This window comes from Pseudobutyrivibrio ruminis AD2017, assembly GCF_000424305.1.
GTDB lineage: Bacteria > Bacillota > Clostridia > Lachnospirales > Lachnospiraceae > Pseudobutyrivibrio > Pseudobutyrivibrio ruminis_B.
Genome location: NZ_AUJQ01000006.1, coordinates 152,779 through 179,509, shown reverse-complemented (window position 1 = coordinate 179,509; position 26,731 = coordinate 152,779). Strand labels below are relative to the sequence as shown.

The window sequence follows — 26,731 nt, the reverse complement described above, 5'->3', positions numbered from 1 at the left end:
TTACCTCTATTTATTTTTTAATACTTCATTCATACTGCCCATGCGATATCCCTTTAAATCAAGCGATACATAGGTAAAGCCAAAGGCTTTAAAATTATCGTATATACGATTTCGAATCTCCTCATCAAGCATTCTATTTATATCCTCTGGTAAAAGCTCAATCCTGGCCAGATTATCTCCATGGATTCTTACTCTAAACTGTCTAAAGCCTTCATCCAAAAGAAGTTGCTCTCCCTTATCCACCATGACAAGCTTGTCTGCAGATATAGTTTCACCATAAGGAAATCTGCTGGCAAGACATGCAAAGGATGGCTTGTCTGCTGTAGCAAGACCAAACTCTTTTGAAAGAGCACGAATTTCAGCCTTAGTGAAGCCTATCTCTCTAAGAGGACTTTTCACCTGAAGCTCTGCTATAGCCTTTAGTCCTGGACGATAATCTCCTTCGTCATCCAGATTGGAGCCTTCTACCACATAGTCTACTCCATTGTCCTTAGATACCGCAATAATCTTTGAAAACAAATCCTTCTTGCAAATATAGCATCTATCTTTAGGGTTAGCTGCAAAGCCTTCAACGCTCAGTTCATCCACTTGAAGCTGTATCTGCTTCACCCCAAGCTTTTTACAAAAATCCTCTGATTCATTTTTTTCTCTAACTGGAAACAAATAAGATACAGCTGTCACAGCCAAGGCCGCCTCACCTAAAGCATCTACTGCCGCATACAAAAGAAAGGTAGAATCTACCCCACTAGAAAAGGCCACGGCAACACTGCCTAGCCCCCTAAGGTAATCCTTTAATTTATCGTATTTTTCTAATATATTTTTATCCATTAGCCCCTTTTACCTACCCTTTTAGTAGGATAATAGCAAAAAAATACAAGTAGGTCAATGCGAACCTACTTGTATTTATAATTATCTTTACCCTAATACAGCCTCCACTGCATCCCAGTCATAGTTCTTTAAGGCTTTGTTTAATTCATCCACCTTTGACACCGATTCGTCTGGTAGCTTATATTCAGATAGCATGTCTAATACAGATTTAGCACCATCGTAATCCATTTGCTGTGAAAGCTCCTTTAGAGCAGAAAATGCATCCTCTAAATCGCTTTCAGATATTGGCTCACGATTGTCTTCAGCTACAGTCTCTTCTTTAGCCTTCTCTTCAACCGCACTGTAGAAGCTGTTCATTCTATCATATAGATATTTGTAGATGAACAGAATCTCCTCTGTATTGGCACTGATGTAATCCATATCATTTTCTTTGCCTGCCATTTCAAGCTTATAGGCCTTTTCAGATAAATCCGTTGCACCGATAAGTCTTGCAGATGACTTTAGGGCATGAACCTGAATGGTATAGTTTTTCACGTCCTTTGTTTCAAAGTATTCCTTGATAAGCTTTATCTTCTCTAAAGCTGTATCATAGAAGCTTCGGCAAACGATAAGATATGTGTCCTCGTCTCCGCTGGCTTCAATACCCTTATCCACTTCCATGAATAGCTCTTTTCTGAAGACATCTTCAATAGTACCCTTCTTCTGCTCTTCGTCCACAGTAAAGGCTGTACCCTCAGTAACAGGTTCAATCTTGCCCTCAGGTAGATATTTTTCAATAATGTCTTCAAACTGGATACCATCAATTGGTTTAGAAAGATAATCATCAAAGCCTGCTTCAATGTATTCTTCTCTGGCACCCTTTATAGCATTTGCAGTAAGTACGATGATTGGTGTTTCCCAATTTATCTTGCACTCCTGTCTGATGCGCTGCATAGATTCCTCACCGCTAAGACCTGGCATCATTGCATCCATAAAGATAATATCGTATTTACGATTCTTGGCCATTTCGATTGCTTCTGTACCAGATGATGCTGTATCTATCTGTACCTGAATTCTCTTAAGCAGGTTCTTTGCAACGATAAGGTTCATTTCCACATCATCAACAACAAGGATGATAGCTTCCTTAGCATGGAACTTTTCAATTTCGCTTTCTCTGTCGCCAAAATCATTGTTTTCTTTGAAGTTGCCAATAACGCCTTCTCCGCAAACAGACTGAAGTATTGTGAAAGCGAATGTTGAGCCCTTACCATAAACGCTGGTTACGTTAAGGACACTATTCATCTTTTCAAGAAGGCTCTTGGTAATACTCATACCAAGTCCAGTACCCTCTACCTTCTTGTTACGCTGTTCATCAAAACGCTGATATGGAGAGAATAGCTTTTCAATATCCGCTTCCTTAATACCGATACCTGTATCTGTGATACTAACCTTAAGCTCTATCTGGTCTTCTGAAACCTGTTCATAGCCCATATTGAAGGTGACAGAACCCTGATTAGTGTATTTAACAGCATTGTTAAGGATGTTAATGATGATTTGTTCTATTCTAACATCATCACCATATAGCATCTTAGGAATGTTTTCATCAACATTAACAATGAAATCTAACTTCTTGTCATCGGCCTTTGGCTGTATCATGTTAACCAAATCGTTAACAAGAACGCCCAAGTCGTATTCGCCCATAACAAGCTCTAAGTTACCTGACTCAATCTTTGAGAAGTCCAAAATATCATTGATAAGAGCAAGCAAGGTCTTACTAGCATTTCTAATATCTCTTGCATACCTCTTAGTAGATTGCTCTTTGGATTCTCTTGTAATCATGGTGCCCATACCAATGATTGCATTGATAGGGGTTCTGATTTCATGAGACATATTTGCTAAAAATTCAGACTTCATCTTGTTTGCCTCTTCCTCCATATGAAGGGCTTTCTCAAGAGCCTGAGTCTTTTCATCCTGAAGCTTTCTAACTATAAGTTCATGCTCGGCACTTTGACGTTTTGTAAGCATGTAAACTGCACCATTAATAGCAGAAGCAGCTATGACAAGAATAATAGCCACCAATACTGAATAGAAATATACTCTAAAAGCTGTGGTCTCGTATATTTCCTTTTCTTTTATGATGGAATAAACCTTCTCGTTCATTATTCTATTATTTTCATCTAATACTTCTATATGGAAGTCATACTGTCCATGTGGCAGATTGAAATATGAAATAGTACCAAGTCCACTGGATAGCACTTTAGTTTTGGCCTGGTCTACACCATACAGATAATATCTAACATAAGGGTCAGTAGGAGTGAAATTGTTAAGCTCTACATTAATTCCTACTTTCTTAACTCCCTTTGGAATAACTATTTCATTGTTGCTGGTTATAGTCACATATTTATTATCTAAGGTGATACCAGTAATCTTAGACTTATAATTGCTAACATTCATAGAATAGTTGTTAATATTAAGTCTATATACACCTGTACTACCGCATAGATAAATGATGCCATCATCATCAACTGCATTCCATGCATTGCTGGTAAGATTTCCTGGCAAGCCTGATTTAATATCTAATAAATCCCATGCTTCCGCAGTGGCACCTGACATCATTGCATCATATCTGATTACATATATTCCGGCTCCACCCATAATAAATATGGTGCCATCTTGAGCCTGATACATATCGTAATTATTATAAAAAGGAATATTATTTATCTCAGTGATTTCAAAATCCTTGGATACATAGCAAAAGCCACTGCCTGTCATAACAAATATGCCATCAGATTGCTTGTCGTCTACTACTCTAAGGATTACATTGGAGCAAAGTCCATCCTTTTTAGTAATAGTTCCTGTTACAGTGTGGTTCTTAATTATCTCTAAACCATCCCCATCACTTCCTGCAAGAAGAGAGCCATCATCCATCTCATAAACATTCAGAATCTGGTCTGGACTAAGTTCCTTGGAAAGCTCCATGGTGCATTCTAGCCTTCTATTTTTTATAAAATGCAAACCGCTCTCTGCCGAAATGACAACCTCACCACTGGCCATGGTATATACGAATCTTGGACGCCTATCCACAAATTCCCCCTCTGATAGATAAGGGAATAATTCTCCTGTTTTTGAAACAGCCATCAAATCCTTGCCGTAACCTAAAATAATAAGATTTCCATCGGCGTCCTCAGTCATACTTCGGACTCTTGAATTCTTATAAAATTCAGTAACATCATTTTCGATGCTTACCATTTTATTTTTATCTATTATAACTAGCCCATCATCTGTTCCTACGTATAATTTGTTGCCAATTTGATGTATAGCATTAACTACCGATGGGGCAACACCAGACAAGCTAAACAAATCTATAAAACTGGATTTGCTAAGACACAGCAATCCTCTTCTGTAGGATGTAAACCAAATATTTCCCTGGTAATCCTCGTATACAACTTCTACCGCACTATCAAAACCACCTGGATTAAAGAATGTTACGTTCATCTTTACATCCATGGTTCCAATTCCAGAATCAGATGTTATATATGCATAGCCACTATCTGTAAAATGTATGCTATGCATGTAAATCAAACCTTCTGCTGCAACTTCCTTTTCAAGTACATAATTTCCATCACTTAAACGATACTTGCAGATAGTTTCATAATCTGTTCCAACATATAATGCACCATCATTTCCCATGGTTGCACAGGTCGCCCCTTCTTTTATAAAAGAAACAGGCTCGGCATCTGAAGGGCTATATACTGCTATCTGTCCCTTCATATTAACCGCTACAACTTTACCGGCATTACTAGAAATACTTTCTACATTACCTATTTCAGGATATTCTTTATCAACTACAACTTTACCGTCTTCATAATGAACAACAGCTACTCCATTTGTTGTGGCAACGTAAACTCGATGTTCAGTATCCTCTACCATTTTGTGAACGGTATTAGACATAAGTCCGTTGCTTTCATCAAAGATGTAAGCATTTAGCATATCGTCCAAAACAGTTATACCTGAACCATTTGTACCTACCCACAATCTATCAGATTCATCTACGTGAAGACATTGAACTGATCTCACAGAATTAAAGATATTAAGCAGCTGGAAATCTTTGCCGTTAAATCTATATAGTCCACCATAGGTACCTACCCACATGCTACCGTCAGAAGTTTGGACTATGTCGTTTGCACAGCCTCCTACCAAACCATTTTCATTGTTATATACCTTGGCAACATAGTTCTCGTGTCCTATATCCTCGGCCTTTACATTGATTGAAGGCAGAGCAAGAGTACAAGCAAGCAGCAAACCTAAGGTTGCTTTCTTACCTAAAGCCTTCTTCAATCTCATGGCATTTTTTCTTTTTGTATACTGCTTGACTGACAATCTAACAAAGAATATTAGTAATAGACCTATTAATGTGTCTGTAAAACAATAATAGAATGTTCCCATGAATGATCTAAAAAGAAATGGCGTTCCCAAAACATTAAGAAAATCTATAGTGGCATCTGGCAAAAACAGTCCCGTTTTGCCTTCAAAGAAGTTTACATTAACAACTGTCATCGGAATTGCTCTGGCAATACCTAATGTCATAGCTAGACTAAGAACAGAAAAGAATCTAGATATGTATTTATTTTTTCGAGCTGAAAATGCTACTAATAAAGCAAATATAAACTCAACAAAAATTCCATATAAATCCCTATGAACAAATATAGAAGAAATAGCACTACTAATAATAGCCACAAACGCACCTACAGCCGGTCCACCAAAATAAGCTGCATACATAGTTCCAGTAACGTTAAGTAAACCTGGAAATCCAGTAAGGCCAGCAAATGTTCTACCTATTAAATTAAAAATCGTTCCGCATATTAATAAATTAATATCATGCTCAGAAAGTTTTAAAGACATGCTATTCCTCTATTCCATCAATAATTCTAAGAAACACATCAACTATATTGGGGTCAAACTGTGTTCCTGAATTCTTTTTAAATTCCTCGATTATCTCTTCTTTTGTATATTTCTTTCTATACATTTTTTCTCTGTTCATATTGTCGTAAGCATCAGCTACGGCAATTATTCTGGCAATAAGAGGAATATCCTCTCCCTTTTTTCCAACTGGGTAGCCCTTGCCATCATATCTCTCATGATGAAACATAGCAGCCTCCGCAGCGTGTGGAATAGTTTTAACCTCTTCAAGTAAATACGCTCCCTTTACTGTATGCATATGAACTATCTTTCTTTCCTCATCATTCAGCTTGGTAGCTTTGCTAAGGATTTTTTCTGGAACTGCATAATTTCCGATATTATGCAAGAGCGCAGAATAATATATAGCTTCACAATCGTTTTTATCCATTCCCATTTGCTCTGCTATTTGTTTTGAGATTTTTGCAACATTTTTAGAGTGGTCTCTGTGATAGTAATCCTTAGCATCTGCAACTATAGCGCACAGATTGAAGGTGTCATCTAACATATGCTTTTGAACAATCAGCTGACCTTCAAAGCCAAGAATAATCCAGGCAATAATGCCACCTACTGCCATTAGACCAATCCATGAAGGCAATAAGAATAAATATATCTTGCCAGAAAGACCTGCAAAATAAGATTTATGAATATGATATATCATCTCGAAATCAGATAAATCTACATCGCCAGATAAGCTGTACATGATTATACCAATATTGGCCTGACCAGAATAATCCTTTGTAGACTTAAGTGGTAATTCGGCTGAAGATGGAGAATCATCAGGATAATAAACGATATAATCCCCTTTTTTAAGAGGGATTAAAAGATCCTGCCCGGCAAGGTAATAATCAAGATTAATATCTTCAACATCATAGTTTCTAAGGTCCAAAACCTGAACCTTTTCCTTATCTGAAAATTGATGGACCTCGATTACACCATTCCATGCATTATTAAGATAGCAGTCTTCCTTGATGTTAATTCGAAGACGCCAGTCTGTTAATAGACATTTTGAATTGTTAGTTATGGTTGCCTCATAAATTTTGGCATTAATGACCTTATCAGGAAATGCATCATTCTTTTCCCATGCATCTGTAACCAGTCCTCTTGGATGAATATCCGTAGTAACCTCCATAGTTACAGATTCAGCAGTTACTTCTCTATCCATGCTATTAAACGAATTCGTCTGTATAACATGAAAGATAAATGCTATTAAAATAATTATTAAAATAGTTCCAAGGATAACGAATATCCTCTTCACCAAACCTTGCATCTGAACTAATGCATCCATTTAAACGTCCCCTAAAACATAATTATACAGAGCCCCTTTCCCACTCCATGCCTTTGTTATACATGGTATCCAACAGCTCTTCGAGTGGCATTGGCTTTCCAAAGAAAAATCCCTGTGCTCTTTCGCATCCTACTTCACGTAGGAATTGATAGTGCTCCTCAGTCTCAACACCTTCACATAAAGGTGATAGTCCCATTTCATTCGCAGTCTTTATTATATAACTCATTAACGTTCGTGTCTTCGGATTTTTGTCAATACTTCTAAGAAAAACCATATCAAGTTTTAGAACATCAAATTCGTAATCTGCCAAGGTAGTTAAAGATGAGTATCCACTACCAAAATCATCAATCCAAATTTCATGTCCTGCTTCACGAAGCTTCTTGCAGGAATTCATTATTAAACCAGTATTATCAGAAAAAGCACTTTCTGTGATTTCCACGTCAATCATATTTGAAGGCACATCATAGATTTCACAGTAATCTGATAGCATCTTATATACATCACATACTTCAAAATCAAGCCTAGAAATATTAACAGAAAATGGCACAAGCGCCTCTCCTTCCTCATACAATCTTCTGTAATCCTGACATACCTTTTTAACTACAAATTCATCAACAAAATGAATAAGATGGAAATGCTCTAAGGTCTCGATAAAGTATCCTGGAGGAAGCATTCCATCCTCTGGGTCCACCCATCTAACCAAAGCTTCATAGCCACATATCTCACCTGTTTTAACTCTGATGATAGGCTGATAAAATACCTTGATATAATCATTTGCAATAGCATCATCAATATTATCAACTACAAACTGCTGACGTCTTAGGCTATCGCGAATAATATCATCATAAATGCAGTAATAAACATCATGTCTACTCTTTATACTATTGCAGGCTAAACGAGCATGGTCGCAGGCTAATCCTACCTCTGCGCGCTGGTCATCCATGTAATAAATTCCAGCCTTAACCTTTATTTTTTTATTAACATCCTCATTAAGAAGCATAGTTCTATATACTTCTTCAACGCACTCTACCACCTCGGCCTTTGGCTGGGTTGTGAATACAACAAAGTGGTCATCTGAGAATCTGGCTACTGTAGCACCTAAAAATATATCCTTGATAGTTCTTCCCAAATCAATTAACAGCTCATCACCCATCTTAAAGCCATGGCGTTCGTTATACAGTTTAAAGTTAGGGATATCAAAATGAACGAAGGAAACATCCTGTCTTCGAATGTCTGGCTGAGATAGAAGAATCTGAACCTTATTATAAAAAAATGCCATAGTAAATAAGCCTGTAAGCTCATCAGTCTCTCTGTTAGATGCCAGAGCTTCGGCCTCAGCATAAGAATTTCTGTTTGAATTAATATATTCGTTTTGGTCAACATCCACTATGAAAACATAATAATAGCTTTTACCAGCTGTAGAATGGAGAAGGTGTCCAAAATCTTCAACATATCTTATATCACCCTTTTTGGTAACAATGCGGTAACGGACATAGTCATGGCGTTGTTCGGCGTAGATAGTCTGAGCCTCAATCTGATTTTCAATCTTATGCAAATCATCTGGATGAACCATACCTTTGAAGGTTCCCCCGATATAATCAATAAATTCGGCATAAGATTCGCAGCCAAAAAGCTTTACAATATTAGGCTCGGCAAAGATAATCTGTTCTTTTTCCCCAGCCTCATATATGAAAAAGCCTCCCGGCAACCCTGTAGGAATTACTCCACCCATTAGGGTATTGTAGTATTCTTCTCTCATTTTAACCCCCATTTTCCGGTGATAAATACCCCCATTCCGGACCTTGACCATTATCTGTGATTTTACTATACAATTGTGTCTAAAATAAGAAAAAAAAGAGATAGGCTAACCTATCTCTTGCTCCCCTCAAAAAAGTTCTTAACTCGCCTTTTTCTCTTGCATAACTCCAACGACCTGAAGAGTATTTCTTGCAATAAATACTGTTTTTACTCCCTTGTGCTGCAGGTCCTCTGCTCTCCTAAACAAATCCTCTGGACCTGTGCATGTAATAATTTCACCTATCGCCATTTTTTCATGCCTCCCCGTGGTGTGATATATTTTCTCCCACTGTGTTACTGCATCAGCAACCCAATGAACTTCTTTATAATAGTATCATTTACAGTGTTTGTCTATGCGAAAACTGTGAACAATTGATGAACTTCACTTAATCGTTTTCACAATTTTAACACATTCTAAAATACTTTCAGACTAGCTTAATGTATACAGTTTTTTCATATTTTTAAGATAATATGTAGTGTAGTCGATTATGACTAAAATTATATCCAGGACGTTGAGATTCTATGCAAAATAATCTGCTAAGAAAGATCACAACTGCATTTATCATTATCGTAGCTGCATTAGCCGTTTTGCAGTCTGGTTTTCATGTGCTTGTTCATTTTGAGAAGGTAGCTAACCATACTAAGGCTGAAGAAATAATTTCTCACGACTTAGCTGAAAACTGGAGTACAATGGACGAACAGCTTGCCACTATAAATGACATGATAAAAAACAAGCATCTTTACAACAATGATGCCGGGCGTCTTTGTGAACGAGCAAGTCTTATTTACCTTCAAAAAGGGGATTCCATTTCGTATTACAAATACTTAGGTTACGCTCTTTATTTTCTTAAAGACAGTCAGGACGATAAAACTGTAAATATCTATCTGGATCTTGCCAACTTCTATCTAAACAACTATGCATTTGATTATGCCGAAGAAATGCTAAAAAAAGCTGAGTCAATCAAGCCTATCGAAGACATTGAAAACCTACAAATTAAAAGCTATGCCTACAGAATGTCTGGCATAATGCATTTTATGAAATATGACTACAATGAAGCTGAAACTGATATCAACACTTCCCAGAAAATATTAGATACCATTCCTGATACAGTCTATTATGAAAGCTATTCCGCCATGAATGACGTTTGGCTGGCACGAATATACGAAGAAACCGGTCGTCTTCCAAAGGCCAAGGAAAAGCTGGACAAGTGGGATAACTCATATCTATTTGAATTAGATATTTACAGAAAGATATGTCTTAGAGATTTCATCATTCCATACTATCAGGCCAAATGTTACTATCTGTGTGCAGAAAACATCAAGGAATACTCAAACAATGTCAACATGGATAACGACGCCAAGGAACAGGCTGTAATAGATTACCTACGGGAATTTATGGTATTATGCGAGGAAAATAACTACGAAAAAGCTGAACTATACACTATCCTTAAGGTTCAAAGGGAATACCCAACCAGAAATGAAGCTATTCAAAAGGAATTAAACTTCATATCGAATCAACTATACGTTACACTATTCAACCAGCAAAACCTAACCTACGCCCATGTGATAAATGACATTGTACAGGATTCAAAGCTGGAACTGGAAAACAATTATTTTAACAGGCAGCTTACCAACAAACGCCGCTCATTAATTATATCTGCCTGCATTTTAGGTATAATCGTAATCATACTTCTATTTGTGCCTATACTTAATTCAAGATACGATTCCCTTACCGGCCTATACAATAGAGCGGTATTCAACCATAACATTACAAGGGTTAAAAAATCCAAAGTCCCTTACGGAATCATCATGATAGACATAGATGATTTCAAACGGGTAAACGACACCTACGGCCATCCTACTGGAGATTTAGTTTTAAAACGACTTGGAATGATTCTACTAAAGGAAGCCTCACCAGATGTTAAAGCGTACCGATACGGCGGTGAAGAATTCACCATCCTGGTGGAAAAAAATGCCCTGTTGCAAATAGAAAACATCGCAGAGCACATAAGATACTACATGGAAATCCAAGCCTGGGATTTCGACACCAACCTAACCATCACCGTAAGTCTTGGCTGTGCCACAGGAAGCGAACCCGTCGACGTAGTCAAAATCGCCGACGACAACCTCTACACCTCCAAGACCCGCGGCAAAAACCAGGTCACTATGTAATTAGCATGTGGATGCAGGGTGTAGGCCCTCCCTGCATACATATGCTAATATACTTTTAACCCACAATTAGCGTTTTACGCGGGCGCCGGCGCCACCCATGATGGCTTCGACTTCTTTGCAAGTAGCCATTGTTGTGTCGCCAGGTGTTGTCATGGCGAGGGCGCCGTGGGCTGTGCCGTATTCTACGGCCTTTGCTGCGTCGCCTGTTGTCATGAGGCCGTATACGAGGCCTGATGCGAAGGAATCACCACCACCAACACGGTCAAGAATTTCAAGACCGTTGTAATCCTTTGCCTTGTGGATTTGGCCATCGGCCCAGCAAAGTGCAGACCAGTCGTTAACTGTGGCTGTCTTAACTGTACGAAGTGTTGTAGCTACAACCTTGAAGTTAGGATAAACCTTTGCAGCTTCATCAATCATCTTCTTGTAGCCTTCGATGTTAAGCTCCTTAAGGTTTTCGTCATTGCCTTCAATCTCAAAGCCAAGGCAAGCTGTGAAGTCCTCTTCGTTTCCAATCATAACATCTACGTACTTAGCGATTTCCTTGTTAACTTCCTGAGCCTTTGCAAGTCCACCGATAGCAGACCACATAGATGCACGGTAGTTGAGGTCGTATGATACGATTGTGCCATATTTCTTAGCTGTCTTGATAGCCTTTACTACTGTTTCAGCTGACTTCTCTGAAAGTGCTGCATAAATTCCACCTGTATGGAACCATCTTACACCTAGTTCACCAAAGATATAGTCAAAATCAAAGTCCTCAGCTGTTGCCTGAGAAATTGCTGTGTTTGCTCTGTCTGAGCAGCTGAGAGCGCCTCTGATACCAAAGCCTCTTTCTACAAAGTTGAGACCATTACGGCATTCTCTTCCGATACCATCTGTCTTCTTCCAGTTGATTAAAGATGTATCTACGCCACCCTGAAGAATGAAATCCTCTACTAAATGACCAACCTCATTATCAGCAAAGCTTGTAATTACAGCTGTGTTCATGCCAAAGCATCTGCGAAGTCCACGGATAACATTGTACTCTCCGCCGCCTTCCCATACCTTAAACTCTCTGGCTGTACGGATACGGCCTTCGCCTGGATCAAATCGAAGCATTACCTCTCCAAGTGAAACTGCGTCAAATTTACATTCTTCTTTTTTTCTTAAATTCAAGTCCATCATATTTCTCCTAAATTACATATTAAAATATTCTAATGCGTTTTCTCCGCATATACGCTTTGTCATACTTCGTAAATACGATAAATCGTTAGGGTATTCACCTGCCTCTACCCAAGTGCCTATTTTGTTGCATAGGATTCGGCGATAAAGCTCGTGTCTTGGGAATGATAAAAAGCTGCGGGAATCTGTAAGCATTCCTACAGATGTAGAGATTAATCCAGCATCTGACATTGCTTCAATCTGGCGCTCCATTCCGTTTTTGTGGTCGCAGAACCACCATGCTGCTCCAAGCTGTACCTTTCCTTTAATACCCTCTTCATTGCTGCAGAAGGTAGATGCCATTACTGCAAGCATTTCTGTATCCTTTGGATTTAGGCAATATAATATTGTCTTTGGCAGTTCAGCTGTTTCATCCATTGCAGATAAAAGTGCTGCAAGCTGTGGAGCGTATGCAAAATCTGCCATGGCATCAAAGCCTGTGTCAGCTCCCAGGAGATTGTAGAAACGCTTTGAATTGTTTCTGATTGCACCTATGTGAAGCTGCATAACAATTCCAACCTTGTTATATTCCTTGCCAAGCTCAGTAAGAATATAGCCTTTGAATTTAGCTATTTCCTCTTCGCTAAGATCAGCACCAGCCAAGCCTTTTTTGAAGATGTCATTAGCTTCCTTTTCTGTTGCTTTTACGTAGAAAAGACCTTCTAAGCTGTGGTCTGATACTCGACATCCATTTTCCAAGAAAAACTTAAGTCTGTTCTTTAGTGCTGTGATAAGAGATTCAACATCTGTTATCTGAAGTCCTGCTGCACCACCAAGCTTTTCAATGTATGTGGCAAATTCAGGCTTTTCAATGCCCATAGCCTTCTCTGGTCGAAAACTTGGAAGCACCTTTATTTCAAAGCCGTCTTCTCTTATTTTCTTGTGCCACTCTAAACTATCTGCAGGGTCATCTGTGGTACATAGGACAGACACGTTTTGCATTTTTAGGAGGTTTCGAACAGAATACTCCTTTGTTCTAAGTAAGGCATTACATTTGTCCCAAATTTCCTTTGCAGTGTCAGGATTTAAAGGTGTTGTAATACCAAAGTAGCGCTGAAGTTCTAAATGTGTCCAATGATACAAAGGGTTTCCGATAAGGTTTTGAACTGTGTCCGCCCATGCCACAAATTTTTCAAATGGAGCCCCGTCTCCCGTAATAAGCTTTTCTGAAATTCCATTAGCTCGCATGGCGCGCCATTTGTAATGGTCGCCACCAAGCCAAACATCAGCAATATTATCAAAGCATTTATCTTCATAGATTTCCCTAGGATTCAAATGATTGTGGAAATCAATAATTGGAGCTTTTTCTACCTCTTTGAAAAGAGTTTTAGCTGTATCGCAGGTTAACAAAAAATCTTTGTCCATAAATGCCATCATAGATTGTTAAGTTCCTTTCTGATGTTGCCCTTTCCCTGAAGTCTTACGTATATTTCAAGTACTCTGGCTGCTAATGTATCCTCGTATAAATCTACCCCAAAAACATCTGTCCTCTTAAGCACATCCTTTGCAGGAAGCTTCTTTAACTCATCAAGTAATGGGTCTGGACTCTGCTCAAAAGCATTTCCTTCATCATCCACTCCCTCAAGATATCTTAAATATCCAGCAAGAACCAAAGGAATGATGTTAAGCTTTTCTGTTCCAAGTGAAGAATTAGCACGGTATGCCTTAATTGTTTCACCAAATCTGATTGGAAGCTTCTGAGATGTATCACAGGCAATACGCTGTGGTGTATCTGGCATAAATGGGTTTGGAAGACGCTTTGTAAGAACTGCATCAAGGAAATCGTTTGGCTTGATAACACCAGGATTTACAACAGTCTTCATTCCCTCTTCCTTACCAAGTATCGTTACCATTTTCTTTAATGCCCTGTCCTCCATTTCATCATGGATTGTCTTGTAACCAAGAAGGCATCCATAAATAGCAAGTGCTGTGTGAAGTGGGTTGAGGCAGGTGCAAACCTTCATCTTTTCAGTCTTATCAACTGTGATTCTATCCGTAAATACGATACCTCCCTTCTCTAATTCAGGGCGTCCGTTAGGGAATAAATCTTCAATAACTAAATACTCTGTTTCCTCCGCATTTACGAAGTTTGCAACATATGTATTCTTGCTGGTTACGATAGGCTCTGCACCTTCTACTCCATCCTCAATCAACATCTGCTTAACAGTATCATCAGGACGTGGTGTGATTTTATCTATCATTGTAAGTGGGAATGCAACGCACTTTGGGTTTTCCAAATAAGCGATGAAATCTGCCTCACACTTACCTTCCTTAAACCATTCCTTTGCAAGCTCTATAACAGCTTCCTTTAGCTTGTCACCATTGTGAGAGCAGTTATCCATACTTACGATGGAAATAGGAAGTGCGCCTGCTTTAAATCTTTCTAATATAAGGCCTACAACCTTTGACATATAAGCCTTTGTCTTATATCCCTTTTCTGTGATTGTAAAGCTTACCATCTGAAGAGATGGAGCTCTGAAAATCTCTCTTAATCTTTCGATTTCCTTTTCGTTTTCTTCATCTAAGATGCAAGATTCTGCAATAGAACCAACAACCTTTTTCTCAACTGTTCCATCAGCCTTTAATGTGGCAAGAATGCTTAGGTCATCACATGGTCTGTTGTACTTTTCAATGATTTCATAGTCATAGCCTTCTGCAACAATTAAACCAGTATCAAGTACACCTTCATCTAAAAGCTTGTCTACCACATTAGCCTGAAAGGCTCTGAAAATATTTCCTGCTCCAAAGTGAATCCATGTTGGGTTCTTCTTCGTATTTGCGATAACCTTTTGTCTATCATAATCTGGAAGCTTATAGCCTTTTGACTCCCATGCAGCTCTATCCTTTATGCCTTCATTGTTTAATACCATAATAAATCTCCTCTTTTTTACCCTCATCAGTCAGCTACGCTGACAGCTTCCCCCAGTGGGGGAAGCCTATTTGTTGCTCTTTTCTATAGCTTCCCAAAGTCCGTTGATGTAGGCAGCGCCGAGGGCTCTGTCGTAGAGTCCATATCCTGGCATAGCCTTTTCTCCCCAAATCATTCTTCCGTGGTCTGGGCGGATTGGGCCTGTGAAGCCTATATCATAAAGTGCCTTTACGATTTCATACATATCGAAGCTTCCGTCTGAAGAAAGATGAGCAGCCTCCTCGAAATCTGTAGGTGAATTGAACTTAAGATTTCTAACATGTGCAAAATGAATACGTCCCTTTAAGCTTCTAATCATATCTGGCAAATCGTTTTCTAGATTTGTTCCATAAGAACCTGAGCAGAAGGTAACACCGTTGTGTGGGTTATCTACCATCTTCATCATTCTATGGATATTTTCCTTGTTGATGATGATACGAGGCAAACCAAATACAGGCCATGCTGGATCATCTGGATGAATAGCCATGTTAATGTCGTACTGGTCACAAACAGGCATTATTCTCTCTAAGAAATATTTGAGATTCTCAAATAAATCCTCATCAGTAATATCCTTATATTCCTCGAAAAGCTCCTTAACATGAGCAAGTCTGTCTGGCTCCCAGCCTGGCATTACAGAACCATTTGTATCACCAGAAATAGATTCAAACATCTTCTCAGGAACAAGTGCATCTACTGCCTCCTGAGTGTATGCAAGAACTGTAGAACCATCAGGTCTTTTTCTTGCAAGCTCTGTTCTGGTCCAGTCAAATACTGGCATAAAGTTATAGCAAACAAGATGAATATCTTCCTCGCCAAGATTCTTTAAAGTCTCAATATAATTATCAATAAGCTCATCACGGCTTGGCTTGCCAAGCTTGATATCTTCATGAACATTTACGCTTTCAATTCCAGCGACCTTAAGGCCTGCAGCCTCTACTTCAGCCTTCATGGCATGGATGCGCTCACGGCTCCATACCTCACCTGGCTTTGTGTCATACAGTGTAGTGATTACACCGTGCACTCCCGGTATCTGTCTAATCTGCTCAAGTGTTACGGTGTCGAAATCCTTGCCGTACCATCTAAGTGTCATTTCCATCTATCTACTCCTCCAAATCCGGCTGTTACGCAGACAATGATTGTATTACAACGTCGCGAGATTGGCTCCTTTTGTAATACAATCATTGTCTACTACAGCCTCATCTAAATAATATTATGCTCTAATTTCCTTTACGATATCGGCGGCCTCGTGGGTTAGGGTCTCGATTTTTTCGAAGTCACCGCTTGCAATCATGTCGCCTTTGACCATCCAGGTGCCGCCGCAGGCTACGATGCGATTGCACTTAAGGTAATCGCGTACATTTTCCTTATTAATTCCACCTGTTGGCATGAAATTAAGCTTTGTGTATGGTGCTGCAACAGCCTTAATCATTGGAAGGCCGCCTGCTGGCTCAGCTGGGAAGAACTTTACAAAATCAAGTCCAAGATCCATAGCCTGCTCCATCTCGCCTGGTGTCTGAACACCTGGGCATACTGGATATCCTTTTTCAATACAATAGTTTACAACCTTAGGATTGAAGCCTGGTGCAACGATAAATTTTGCGCCAGCAGCCATAGCTCTATCCACCTGCTCACATGTTAGAACTGTTCCAGCTCCAACTAACATATCAGGGAACTCTGTTGACAAAATTCTAATAGATTCCTCTGCTGCATCAGTTCTAAATGTTACCTCTGCTGCAGGAAGTCCCCCTTTCATCAAAGCCTCACCAAGAGCCTTTGCATCCTTTGCATCCTCAAGAACAACAACTGGTATAATACCAATTTTTTCGAATTTTTCTTTTATCTCTTCGTACATTTTTCCTATCTCCTTGCAAAAACCATTTTGATGATAACATCATACATTAGGCCCCCCATTTCTCCCATTGTCACCCTTGCTTCTTACATTGCAATTTTTGCGATTGTATGATAATTTACTTACATGAAAAAGAATTTAAAATCGGAATTTAGTACAAGACAATATATGATTTCCAGGGATTTTGAGATTTACTATTATAGTGACAAAAAAATCCCTACTGTTTCTGCCCACACTCATGATTACTATGAGTTTTACTTTTTTATAGATGGGCACATCATTATGCATATCGATGGTAAATCATTTGTGCCAACACCTGGCACTCTTATTGTTATACCTCCTTTTCTGCCTCACTACGCTCAGCTGTTAGATGGAGAAATAGCTTATCGAAGATTTGTATTCTGGGTTACAAAGGATTTCATTAACACACTCTCCGGCGTTTCAGAGGATTATAATTACCTTCCAAACAAAACAACTGGAGATAACTTTTTCATTCACAAATTTACCGATATCGAATTTAACACTATCCAGGGAAAGGGCTTTACTCTTATAGATGAAGTTCACTCTAATCGTTTTGGCAAAGATGCCAAGATTCTTTTATCTGTAAGTGATTTTATTATCACTGTTAGCCGCCTTGTATATGAAAACCTTAATCCAAACATTGTTGATTCCGATAGCGATTCTTTGTACCAAAGCATCATTCAGTACATTGAAACACACATAGACGAGCCCCTTTCATTAGAGCTTATTGCGCAAAAGCTTCACGTTAGCAAATACCATATCTCCCATGTTTTTTCTGAAACCAATGGTATTCCTTTGCACAAATACATAACAAAAAAGCGCCTCGACATGTGCCGAGACGCCATACTTAGCGGTCAGGATATTTCTATCGTTGCAGAAGCCTATGGCTTCGCTGACTATTCTGTTTTTTATAGAGCTTTTGTTAAAGAATATGGTATATCTCCTAAAAAATATAAGGATGAAATACTAAGAAATAAAAGCTGATAGGTTATAACCTGGTGCCTGATATAGAAACCTTGTTTCGTTCCTTACGAAGCTGTTTTAACTGAGCAACAGACATCATTCTCTTTGGACGCTTAGTGTATTTAATCTTAAGCTCCTCTGGCTTATACATCTTCATTATTCCAGCGTAAGTGATAAGTGTTCCATCGGATTTGGTTACACATTTTCTATTAATGTGAATGTGATAATTAGAAACTGAATTGTTGATAATAAGCTCCGCAATTCCCTTATCATCACTTATCTCACCACTCAGAACCTTAGTCTGGAAGGTGTATATATCCATTATAGTAACGTTTGCGTCTTTTAATTTTCTCTGAGCATCCTTGGCTGCATTAATAGTTTCCTTGTCAGGACCATTTATCGTAAATCTGTTACCCACGGTATCCCCTCTGTATTATCTGATAATATTATAAATAAGCCTTCTTTTAGACATACTTGCTTATATTATATCATTTTTGCAAAAGAGTAAATATACATTTTTAACAAACTCACAAAAAACTCATTAATTTTAATCGAATTTCAAAATTGTATTAAGTATTCGTTTTGCATTAAGCTTTAACTGGTCATGGTCAAGTGCACCCTTTTCATCTGCAGCCTTAAGGCGCTCAGGGTAGCCGTTACCCATCTTAAGGTCGTTGCCTGCGCTTGATTCCTTGTAGTGCTCGCCACGTGTCCACCAGTCTGATGTGACCATGCCTTCATAGCCCCATTCTTCGCGTAAGATTCCTGTAAGAAGATCATAGCTTTCAGATGCACGCTCACCATTGATTGCATTGTAGGCGCTCATGATTGTGTAAGGATTTGCTTCCTTAACTACAATTTCAAATGCCTTTAAATATATCTCACGAAGTGCACGCTCTGATACTCTTGAGTCGCTGTGCTTTCTGTTAGTTTCCTTATTGTTGCAAGCAAAATGCTTTACTGAGGTGCCCACATGATTACTCTGAATTCCGTTTACAAGGGCTGCTGCAAGCTTACCTGCCACGATTGGGTCCTCTGAATAATATTCAAAGTTTCTGCCGCAAAGTGGATTACGGTGAATATTGATAGCTGGTGTAAGCCAAACTGCAAGGTTGTTTTCCTTAAGCTCCTCACCACCTGCTTTTCCTACCTGCATAAGAAGATGTTCGTTCCATGTGCAGGCTAAAAGTGTAGCGCATGGGAAGGCTGTTGTAAGTATGCCAGTTTCTGGTGCAATTCTAACACCAGCAGGACCATCTGCTGTCATAGCGCTAGGCACGCCGTATTCTGGAAGATTACCAAAACCAAATGTATTGGCAACACCTGTATTAGGCTGACCACCTACAAGATGCATTAAATCATCTAAGGATAGCTGCTCCACAAATTCATCTAAGGTAATCTTACCTTCTGCCACCTCAGATAAAGTGTGAGCACCTTCCTTAAATGGATGAATCAGGCAATAGCTTTCACGTGAGCGTACCGCTGGTGTTAATCCTTCCTCTGTACCAGGCTCCATCTTTGTGATAACGCTTTTGTTAATATCCTTATGCTTACCCTGTGGCAATGCTTCGTAAGAACCATTTGAGCTCATACGCTCCTTAAGCTCTACTGGTAATAGCTTGTGTGTAAGCTCTTTAATGATTTCATCCTTTTCGTTGTTCCAAACAAAATCTATCTTAGCAACATCTAAAGAATCATTTCCAAGGCAGAAGCGATATTCACCTGCCTCTAATACGTAGCTGGCTTCCTTCACTTTTCCTAAATCATCATATGATGACATCTGATATTTACTAACTGAAAGTGTAAGTATCTGGCTTTCACCTGGCTGTAAGCACTTAGATTTAGCAAAGGCTCCTAGCTCTCTTGCTGGCTTTCCAAGCTTACCCTGTGGTGCACTGTAATAAAGCTGTACCACATTCTTACCTTCTTTTGCCCCTGTGTTTGTAACCTTAACTGTGAAATAGAAGGTATCATCACATAAAGACATTGAAACTATACTGCTTTCAAAGCTAGTGTAGCTAAGACCGTATCCGAAAGGATATACGATTTTCTTCTCAGCCTCTGGAATAGTAAGGAAATATCTGTAGCCAACATAAATATCTTCGTTGTAATTTACATAATCAAATGACTCATGAAAGCCCTTAGTTGAAGGATAATCATCTAAGCTTCCTGCAAATGTATCTACTAATCTTCCTGATGGGTTAACTGCACCAAGAAGAATATCAGCTGCTGCATCGCCGCCTTCCATGCCTGCCTGTCCCATATAAAGGGCTGCATTTATTCCATCCTCCTTAAGCCATGTTAAATCAATAACACCGCCAATGTTAACTACTGCAATTACCTTTTTGAAATTGCTTTTTACAGTATCAATAAGCTTCTTTTCTTCCTTTGTAAGATAGAAATCTCCATCTGGGAAAATCTCGCCTGCTATCTTTGGCATAGAGGTTTCTGACTCCCATGGATTGTATTCGTTGTTACATTCAACATCACTTCTATCCCAGCCTTCACCTGAGAATCTGTTGATAACTATTACAGCTGTATCTGTGAATGCCTTAGCCCCATTTAATAGCTCATCTGAAACTGCTGGCTCTGCAGTCATTCCAGGAACTCGGCCGTTTTCATACTGATGTTTTAAATCATTCTTGTAAAAACTAATAAGTGGCTCGTACACTGAAACGCCCTTTGCCATAAGACCATCATACAGGCTATGTACGTATTTACAATGTACATCACCTGAGCCTCCACCGCCCTTTACATAATCTACGCTGCCTTTTCCAAACAATGCCACTGGCTTGTCCTTAGCTAGTGGAAGTGTTCCATCATTTTCAAGAAGAACCATTCCCTCTGACGCGGCTTTCCTTGAAATCCTAATATGTTCATCACAGCCTGTCACTCTCCTATCCCCATATAATGGCAGAGCTGGCTGATATAATAATCTAGACCATTTTTGCATTGTGTGCCTCCTCTATTAAAAAAGTGCTTTGGATTTATTCCAAAGCACTCTTAAAAATCAAATTAGTTTTCGTCTACATATCTTTGAATGTTGCTTGCATTAGCATAACGCTCAATATCATCTCCGTTTACTACAACAAGTGTTGGTGCCTGCATAACGCCATACTTTTTAGTTAAATCAACCTGCTCCTCTGCATCTACAAGGATGTAATCTTCATCCTCTAATATTTCCTTTGCACGTGCGCAGTTAGGACATGTCTTAGTAGTGAAGAGATATTTAACACCTGTTGTAGGCTCCTCTGTAACTACCTGAAGATTGATTTCTGGCTGAGCGGCCTTAGCTGCCTGCTTTTCTCCTGCACGACGACATACAGAACCTGCGATATCATAAAGCTTACGGTTCTTGAACTCCTGAGTCTTTCCTTCGTTCCAGTTCTGAACTGGGCGATAGTAACCAGTGATTCGGCTATAAACCTCTGCTGGCTTGCCACAGTGAGGACATGTAAAGTGCTCACCTGCAATGTAGCCATGCTCCTTACATACTGAGTATGTAGGAGAAAGTGTGTAATATGGAAGCTTGTAGTTTTCAGCAATCTTTCTAACAAGGTTAGCTGCTGATTCCCATGTAGGAAGCTTCTCACCAATAAATGCATGGAATACAGTACCTGATGTGTAAAGTGTCTGAAGCTCATCCTGAACCTCAAGGGCATCAAAGATATCTGTTGTGTATTCTACTGGCATGTGTGAGCTGTTTGTATAGAATGGTGTATCACCTTCCTTACCAGCTGTAATGATATCTGGGAACTGCTCTCTATCATGCTTTGCAAAACGGTATGTTGTAGATTCTGCTGGTGTAGCCTCAAGGTTGTAGAGGTCACCGTACATCTCCTGATAATCAGAAAGACGCTCACGCATATGGTTAAGAACATCCTTTGCAAACTGCTGAACCCTCTTATCTGTCATATCTGCACGAAGCCAATTAGCGTTAAGGCCTACTTCGTTCATACCGATAAGACCGATTGTTGAGAAGTGGTTATTGAAGGTTCCCAAATATCTTTTTGTATAAGGATATAATCCTTCCTCAAGAAGCTTTGTGATAACGCCACGCTTAATCTTAAGTGAACGTGCACTGATATCCATAAGCTTGTCTAATCTAGCGTAGAAATCTGCCTCATCTTTTGCCTGGTATGCAATACGAGGAAGATTGATTGTAACTACACCAACTGAACCGGTACTCTCGCCTGAACCGAAGAAACCCCCTGACTTCTTACGAAGCTCTCTAAGGTCAAGACGAAGACGGCAGCACATAGAACGAACATCGCTTGGCTCCATGTCTGAGTTAATATAGTTGCTAAAATATGGTGTTCCATATTTAGATGTCATTTCAAATAATAATCTGTTGTTTTCTGTATCAGACCAATCAAAATCACGTGTGATTGAATATGTAGGAATTGGATACTGGAATCCACGTCCATTAGCATCACCTTCGATCATAATCTCAAGGAATGCCTTGTTGACCATATCCATTTCCTTCTTGCAGTCCTTATATTTGAAGTCCTGCTCCTTGCCACCAACGATAGCTGGAAGCTCGGCCAAGTCGTTAGGTACTGTCCAATCCAATGTAATGTTAGAAAATGGAGCCTGTGTTCCCCAACGTGAAGGTGTGTTAACACCATATATAAACGCCTCAAGGCACTTTTTAACCTCTTCGTATGAAAGATTATCTGTCTTAACAAATGGTGCAAGGTATGTATCAAATGATGAGAAAGCCTGTGCGCCAGCCCATTCATTCTGCATGATACCTAAGAAGTTAACCATCTGATTGCAAAGTACTGACAAATGCTTTGCTGGAGCAGATGTAATCTTACCTGTGATTCCGCCTAAGCCCTCCTGGATGAGCTGCTTAAGTGACCATCCTGCGCAATAGCCTGTAAGCATAGAAAGATCATGGATGTGGATATCAGCATTGCGGTGTGCCTGTGCAATTTCCTCATCATAGATTTCTGAAAGCCAGTAATTAGCTGTGATTGCGCCTGAATTTGAAAGGATAAGTCCACCTACAGAATATGTAACTGTAGAGTTCTCCTTTACACGCCAGTCCTCTACCTTAACATAGCTATCTACAACGTTCTTGTAATCAAGAACTGTAGACTTCATGTTACGCATTTTTTCGCGCTGCTTTCTATATAAAATGTAGGCCTTTGCTACATCTGTATAGCCAGTTTGCTCTAAGACATTTTCAACTGAGTCCTGGATGTCCTCAACTGAAATTTTGCCCTCCTTAATTTTTGACTGAAAATCTGCTGAGACTCTGAGCGATAATAAGCCAATAATATCGTCATTGTAAGCCTTGCCAGTAGCTTCAAAAGCCTTAGCTATCGCGTCATTGATTTTTCCTAAATTAAACTCTGCGATTTTTCCATCTCTTTTTACAACATCAAACAATTCTACTCACCAATTTCCTTTCCCTAGTATCCTTAAGTGTGTCAAAAAAGGACTCCCCTTTAAAACCTTTTGTTGTCCAAATCTATCGTTCATCTAAGGTACTTTCGACTTGTTTATATGTTATCAAAATATAGGGTGGCATTCAATGGAGAAAAACTAGATATAGTGTTTTTCGTCATAATTACCTAAAATAACGTTTTTAATTTGATTATTTTCTAGGTAGAATCGTGTTTCAACACACACAATATTTAGTATTTAGACACAAAAAGAACACACTAAATATAGTGTGCTCTTTTTAGACATTTTATCGTGTTTGTAGGAAAGTTAACTCCTTTGCAGCATCCTCATCTTCTGGGTAAGTCTCAAGATATTGTGTCAAGACTTCTTTTGCTTCGGAGTATCTATCCAGCTTTTCTAATGCTGTAACTTTTCCCTTTAAAAGGTTTGGCATATTGTCAATGGAATCAAGACTCAACCCAGCATCATAATAGCTTAAAGCATTTTCATAATTGCCATTTGTCATTTCTATATCGCCAAGTGCTGCCATTGCATCACTGGTAACCTCGTCAGATTCAGCATATTCCTTAAGCAGTACCTGCGCTTTGTCATAGTCTCCTGAATCCTGATAAAGCTTCGCCAGATAAAGCTTCGCTTCTATTACATCCTTATCAACTGCCGCCTGTAAATTGCTGGTAGCCTCCGATGTCTGACCTAACATGTAGTAGATTCTACCTTTATAGTATTTAGCATTAGCAGATTTATCCTTGATTTCAAGTGCATCATTAAGATAAGCCAACCCCTGATCTGTATAGCCCAATGCTTTCAGGTTATCGTATATCTGAATGTATAGCATGTAGTTCTTAGGATCAATAGAAACAGCTGAATCGTAATCAGTAATGGCCTCTCCTATCTCGCCTTCATCAGCATAAATGCTTCCGCGAAGGAAATATGCCTCGTAATTGTCCTTGTCATATCTGATAAGATAGGTGTAGGTTTTAGCCGCCTCCTTAAATTGACCTGCCTTAAACTGAGCTGCTGCCTTGTAGTAATTAATGTCAATTTCTAAATCTGTGACCTTGCCTATGGATTTTCCAAGAGCCTGATTGAATAAATCTATAGCATCATCATAATTGCCCGCATCAAGCGCCTGTATTCCCTGATCTCTTAAATCTATCTCAGATTGATTATATTTACCACAGCCAAACAATGCTGTAGCCATAGTTAATGTTAAAAGTAATGTTATAAATCTTTTTCTCATAGGTTTCATTTTAACAAAGATAGCCTTCTTTGTGTAGTAATATGATATAATAATTCCTAATAAAAACCATGAATAAAAGGAGAAGGATTAATTGGACACACACCTGTTAATTAGATTTATTATTCTTGTATTATTACTAGCTCTTTCAGCTTTCTTTTCTTCCGCTGAAACCGCTCTTACCACAGTCAACAAAATCAAGCTTAAAACCATGGCCGATGATGGAGACAAAAAGGCAGCACGTGTTTTAAATGTTGTCGGCCGTCCTAAAAAGATGCTTTCTGCAATACTAATAGGAAATAATATCGTAAACCTATCAGCATCTTCCCTTGCCACCACATTAGCGATTGAAATATTCGGTAGCGTTGGAGCCGGTATCGCAACTGGAATCCTTACACTGCTTATATTGATTTTCGGTGAGATTACACCTAAGTCTCTTGCTACTCTTAATTCCACAAAGCTAAGCTTACTATTTGCTCCTGTAATTGCAGCACTTATGTGGGTGCTTACACCTGTTATTTCTATAATAAACTTTCTTTCAGGACTAGTTATCAGGCTGTTTGGCATAGACCCTGATTTCAAGGATGAAACAATCACCGAAGAAGAAATTCGTACCATGATAGATGTAAGCCATGAAAATGGCGCCATCGAAGGTGACGAAAGAACCATGATTCACAAGGTTTTTGATTTCTCCGATGCCTGTGCCAAGGAGGTTATGATTCCTAGAATCGATATGACAATGGTAGATGCCGATATCAGCTATCAGGATTTAATAGCTGTTTTCAAGGAGGATATGTTCACCCGTATCCCTGTCTGCGAACCAGATTCTGAAAACATTATCGGTATTGTTAATATGAAGGATTTCCTCGGACTTATCCCTTCAGAAAACTTCAATGCACGTGATTACATTAGAGATGTTTACTTCACATTTGAAATGAAAAACGTTTCAGATTTATTTGATGAAATGCGTGAGGAATCCGCTACAGTTTCTATCGTATTAGATGAATATGGTGATTTGGCAGGTATGATTACTATGGAAGACCTGCTTGAAGAAATTGTTGGTGAAATCCGCGATGAATATGATGAAGACGAGGAAGACCCAATCATCAAAATCAGCGAAAGGGAATATCAGGTTCTAGGCTCCATGAACCTAGAAGACCTGTGTGATATCATCCCTCTTGGTTTCACCAGTGAGGATTATGACACCATCGGTGGCTACATAGTAGGCGCATTTGACCACTTCCCTAACGCAGGTGAAACCTACGTTTCAGAAAATGGTGCCATAATTAGAGTACTTGCTGTTGAGAAAAAGCGTATCACAAAGCTTCGCATTAAATTGCCTGCATCAGAAAACCAACAGCAACCATAGAAATATTGATTATAAGACCCAGGCTGGCAAATGCACTAAAGCATCTTTTTATTGTATTTGCAGGAGCCAGGGTCTTTTTTCTTTTGGCCTTCACTTCCACAAGCTTTCTTTCTCTAAATTCCAAAACAGCTATTACACTTTCATAATCAAGCACAATAAACCAGATTACCCCTATGGTGTTAACAATGATAAATATTAAAAAGCTGTAATCGTTTTTCAGATAATAAGCAAAAGCAATGTTTGCCAGAAAGAATATTGTTTTATTTAGTAGCAATCGGATTTTGTTTTTGAGCATAGTCCTTTTCATTTCCTTCATGGAGAACTCCATGAGTCTTAGCTTTTCAACCACTTCTTTTTCTAAATTGGCTAAATTGCCTCCTCTAGTAAAAATATATTCGTGAATTAATTTTACGGTGTCACAGCCTATATGTTTTTCAATGTAGGAAAACTGTTTTTCTATAGCACCCTGCTTAATCGCCCTTATCAATATTTTCTTTAATCTGCGATTAGTGACGCTGAAATACAGGTCATGTAATAGTTTTTCCTTAGCACAGCCCTTCTTTAAAAGGAATGTTATTAAGTTGCAATATAAGCGTTTTATTTCGAATTGGGAATTAATGGATTTACCTGAAAAAAAGGTATTCAATAAAGAGGCCATCTCAACTATGGCCCATAGACTAATACAATATATAAATGTATTTGTTTGCATATATTATTTGTATGGATTAAAAAACGACACGCAAAAG

At 39.0% G+C, this 26,731-nt stretch carries 18 protein-coding genes; 3 read left to right on the top strand and 15 right to left on the bottom strand.

Annotated features, from left to right (window positions below):
- Nucleotides 1-6: 6 nt before the first annotated feature.
- From larE to G611_RS15835, 5 genes are all read right to left on the bottom strand, one after another.
- Nucleotides 7-828, bottom strand: coding sequence for an ATP-dependent sacrificial sulfur transferase LarE (gene larE / locus G611_RS0105515; RefSeq protein WP_028242777.1), 822 nt, complete (start codon nt 826-828; stop codon nt 7-9).
- Between the two features lie 87 nt (nt 829-915).
- A complete protein-coding gene (locus tag G611_RS15225) occupies nt 916-5,709 on the bottom strand; it encodes a response regulator (protein WP_051195089.1) in 4,794 nt (1,597 codons plus the stop codon).
- 1 nt (nt 5,710) lies between these two features.
- Nucleotides 5,711-7,051, bottom strand: coding sequence for an HD-GYP domain-containing protein (locus G611_RS15220; RefSeq protein ID WP_051195088.1), 1,341 nt, complete (start codon nt 7,049-7,051; stop codon nt 5,711-5,713).
- Between the two features lie 22 nt (nt 7,052-7,073).
- Nucleotides 7,074-8,810, bottom strand: a complete 1,737-nt coding sequence (locus tag G611_RS14015) for an EAL domain-containing protein (RefSeq protein ID WP_051195087.1) — start codon at nt 8,808-8,810, stop codon at nt 7,074-7,076.
- Between the two features lie 138 nt (nt 8,811-8,948).
- Nucleotides 8,949-9,098 carry a hypothetical protein gene (locus G611_RS15835; RefSeq protein ID WP_196801542.1) on the bottom strand — a complete coding sequence of 50 codons (150 nt, stop codon included), beginning with the start codon at nt 9,096-9,098 and terminating at the stop codon, nt 8,949-8,951.
- 272 nt (nt 9,099-9,370) lie between these two features.
- Between G611_RS15835 and G611_RS15215 the strand changes: the two genes are divergently transcribed.
- Entirely contained in the window at nt 9,371-11,020 is a 1,650-nt protein-coding gene (locus G611_RS15215; RefSeq protein ID WP_051195086.1) for a GGDEF domain-containing protein, read from the top strand.
- Between the two features lie 66 nt (nt 11,021-11,086).
- Here the strand turns inward: G611_RS15215 and G611_RS0105485 are convergent, their stop codons facing one another.
- From G611_RS0105485 to G611_RS0105465, 5 genes are all read right to left on the bottom strand, one after another.
- Entirely contained in the window at nt 11,087-12,184 is a 1,098-nt protein-coding gene (locus tag G611_RS0105485) for a PfkB family carbohydrate kinase (protein ID WP_028242776.1), read from the bottom strand.
- A gap of 15 nt (nt 12,185-12,199) precedes the next feature.
- The gene (gene uxaC / locus G611_RS0105480; protein ID WP_028242775.1) at nt 12,200-13,600 is read right to left on the bottom strand and encodes a glucuronate isomerase; all 1,401 of its coding nucleotides are present in this window, start codon (nt 13,598-13,600) and stop codon (nt 12,200-12,202) included.
- Nucleotides 13,597-15,093 (bottom strand): mannitol dehydrogenase family protein, encoded by a 1,497-nt coding sequence (locus G611_RS0105475; protein ID WP_028242774.1) that lies wholly within the window; start codon nt 15,091-15,093, stop codon nt 13,597-13,599. Before G611_RS0105475 ends, uxaC begins: the two co-directional genes overlap by 4 nt.
- A gap of 66 nt (nt 15,094-15,159) precedes the next feature.
- Nucleotides 15,160-16,227 (bottom strand): mannonate dehydratase, encoded by a 1,068-nt coding sequence (gene uxuA, locus G611_RS0105470; protein WP_028242773.1) that lies wholly within the window; start codon nt 16,225-16,227, stop codon nt 15,160-15,162.
- A gap of 114 nt (nt 16,228-16,341) precedes the next feature.
- A complete protein-coding gene (locus G611_RS0105465) occupies nt 16,342-16,983 on the bottom strand; it encodes a bifunctional 4-hydroxy-2-oxoglutarate aldolase/2-dehydro-3-deoxy-phosphogluconate aldolase (RefSeq protein ID WP_028242772.1) in 642 nt (213 codons plus the stop codon).
- 123 nt (nt 16,984-17,106) lie between these two features.
- Between G611_RS0105465 and G611_RS0105460 the strand changes: the two genes are divergently transcribed.
- Nucleotides 17,107-17,985 (top strand): helix-turn-helix transcriptional regulator, encoded by an 879-nt coding sequence (locus G611_RS0105460; RefSeq protein WP_028242771.1) that lies wholly within the window; start codon nt 17,107-17,109, stop codon nt 17,983-17,985.
- Nucleotides 17,986-17,989: 4 nt separating this feature from the next.
- Here the strand turns inward: G611_RS0105460 and G611_RS0105455 are convergent, their stop codons facing one another.
- From G611_RS0105455 to G611_RS0105440, 4 genes are all read right to left on the bottom strand, one after another.
- The gene (locus G611_RS0105455) at nt 17,990-18,382 is read right to left on the bottom strand and encodes a hypothetical protein (protein ID WP_028242770.1); all 393 of its coding nucleotides are present in this window, start codon (nt 18,380-18,382) and stop codon (nt 17,990-17,992) included.
- A gap of 129 nt (nt 18,383-18,511) precedes the next feature.
- On the bottom strand, nt 18,512-20,917 hold the full coding sequence (locus G611_RS0105450; RefSeq protein ID WP_028242769.1) for a glycoside hydrolase family 3 protein: 2,406 nt from the start codon (nt 20,915-20,917) through the stop codon (nt 18,512-18,514).
- A gap of 62 nt (nt 20,918-20,979) precedes the next feature.
- Nucleotides 20,980-23,361, bottom strand: a complete 2,382-nt coding sequence (locus tag G611_RS0105445) for a ribonucleoside triphosphate reductase (RefSeq protein ID WP_028242768.1) — start codon at nt 23,359-23,361, stop codon at nt 20,980-20,982.
- 304 nt (nt 23,362-23,665) lie between these two features.
- Nucleotides 23,666-24,619, bottom strand: coding sequence for a tetratricopeptide repeat protein (locus G611_RS0105440; RefSeq protein ID WP_196801541.1), 954 nt, complete (start codon nt 24,617-24,619; stop codon nt 23,666-23,668).
- Nucleotides 24,620-24,710: 91 nt separating this feature from the next.
- Between G611_RS0105440 and G611_RS0105435 the strand changes: the two genes are divergently transcribed.
- Nucleotides 24,711-25,985 (top strand): HlyC/CorC family transporter, encoded by a 1,275-nt coding sequence (locus G611_RS0105435; RefSeq protein ID WP_028242766.1) that lies wholly within the window; start codon nt 24,711-24,713, stop codon nt 25,983-25,985.
- On the opposite strand, the gene G611_RS0105430 is transcribed toward G611_RS0105435, so the two are convergent.
- Nucleotides 25,948-26,694 (bottom strand): hypothetical protein, encoded by a 747-nt coding sequence (locus G611_RS0105430; protein ID WP_207636287.1) that lies wholly within the window; start codon nt 26,692-26,694, stop codon nt 25,948-25,950. The genes G611_RS0105435 and G611_RS0105430 overlap by 38 nt on opposite strands.
- Between the last annotated feature and the right edge of the window lie 37 nt (nt 26,695-26,731).

Excerpts from the sequence above, each read along its gene's own strand:
- larE (WP_028242777.1), bottom strand. The coding sequence starts at position 828 with ATGGATAAAAATATATTAGAAAAATACGATAAATTAAAGGATTACCTT.
- G611_RS15225 (WP_051195089.1), bottom strand. The coding sequence starts at position 5,709 with ATGTCTTTAAAACTTTCTGAGCATGATATTAATTTATTAATATGCGGA.
- G611_RS15220 (WP_051195088.1), bottom strand. The coding sequence starts at position 7,051 with ATGGATGCATTAGTTCAGATGCAAGGTTTGGTGAAGAGGATATTCGTT.
- G611_RS14015 (WP_051195087.1), bottom strand. The coding sequence starts at position 8,810 with ATGAGAGAAGAATACTACAATACCCTAATGGGTGGAGTAATTCCTACA.
- G611_RS15835 (WP_196801542.1), bottom strand. The coding sequence starts at position 9,098 with ATGGCGATAGGTGAAATTATTACATGCACAGGTCCAGAGGATTTGTTT.
- G611_RS15215 (WP_051195086.1), top strand. The coding sequence starts at position 9,371 with ATGCAAAATAATCTGCTAAGAAAGATCACAACTGCATTTATCATTATC.
- G611_RS0105485 (WP_028242776.1), bottom strand. The coding sequence starts at position 12,184 with ATGGACTTGAATTTAAGAAAAAAAGAAGAATGTAAATTTGACGCAGTT.
- uxaC (WP_028242775.1), bottom strand. The coding sequence starts at position 13,600 with ATGATGGCATTTATGGACAAAGATTTTTTGTTAACCTGCGATACAGCT.
- G611_RS0105475 (WP_028242774.1), bottom strand. The coding sequence starts at position 15,093 with ATGGTATTAAACAATGAAGGCATAAAGGATAGAGCTGCATGGGAGTCA.
- uxuA (WP_028242773.1), bottom strand. The coding sequence starts at position 16,227 with ATGGAAATGACACTTAGATGGTACGGCAAGGATTTCGACACCGTAACA.
- G611_RS0105465 (WP_028242772.1), bottom strand. The coding sequence starts at position 16,983 with ATGTACGAAGAGATAAAAGAAAAATTCGAAAAAATTGGTATTATACCA.
- G611_RS0105460 (WP_028242771.1), top strand. The coding sequence starts at position 17,107 with ATGAAAAAGAATTTAAAATCGGAATTTAGTACAAGACAATATATGATT.
- G611_RS0105450 (WP_028242769.1), bottom strand. The coding sequence starts at position 20,917 with ATGCAAAAATGGTCTAGATTATTATATCAGCCAGCTCTGCCATTATAT.
- G611_RS0105440 (WP_196801541.1), bottom strand. The coding sequence starts at position 24,619 with ATGAGAAAAAGATTTATAACATTACTTTTAACATTAACTATGGCTACA.
- G611_RS0105430 (WP_207636287.1), bottom strand. The coding sequence starts at position 26,694 with ATGCAAACAAATACATTTATATATTGTATTAGTCTATGGGCCATAGTT.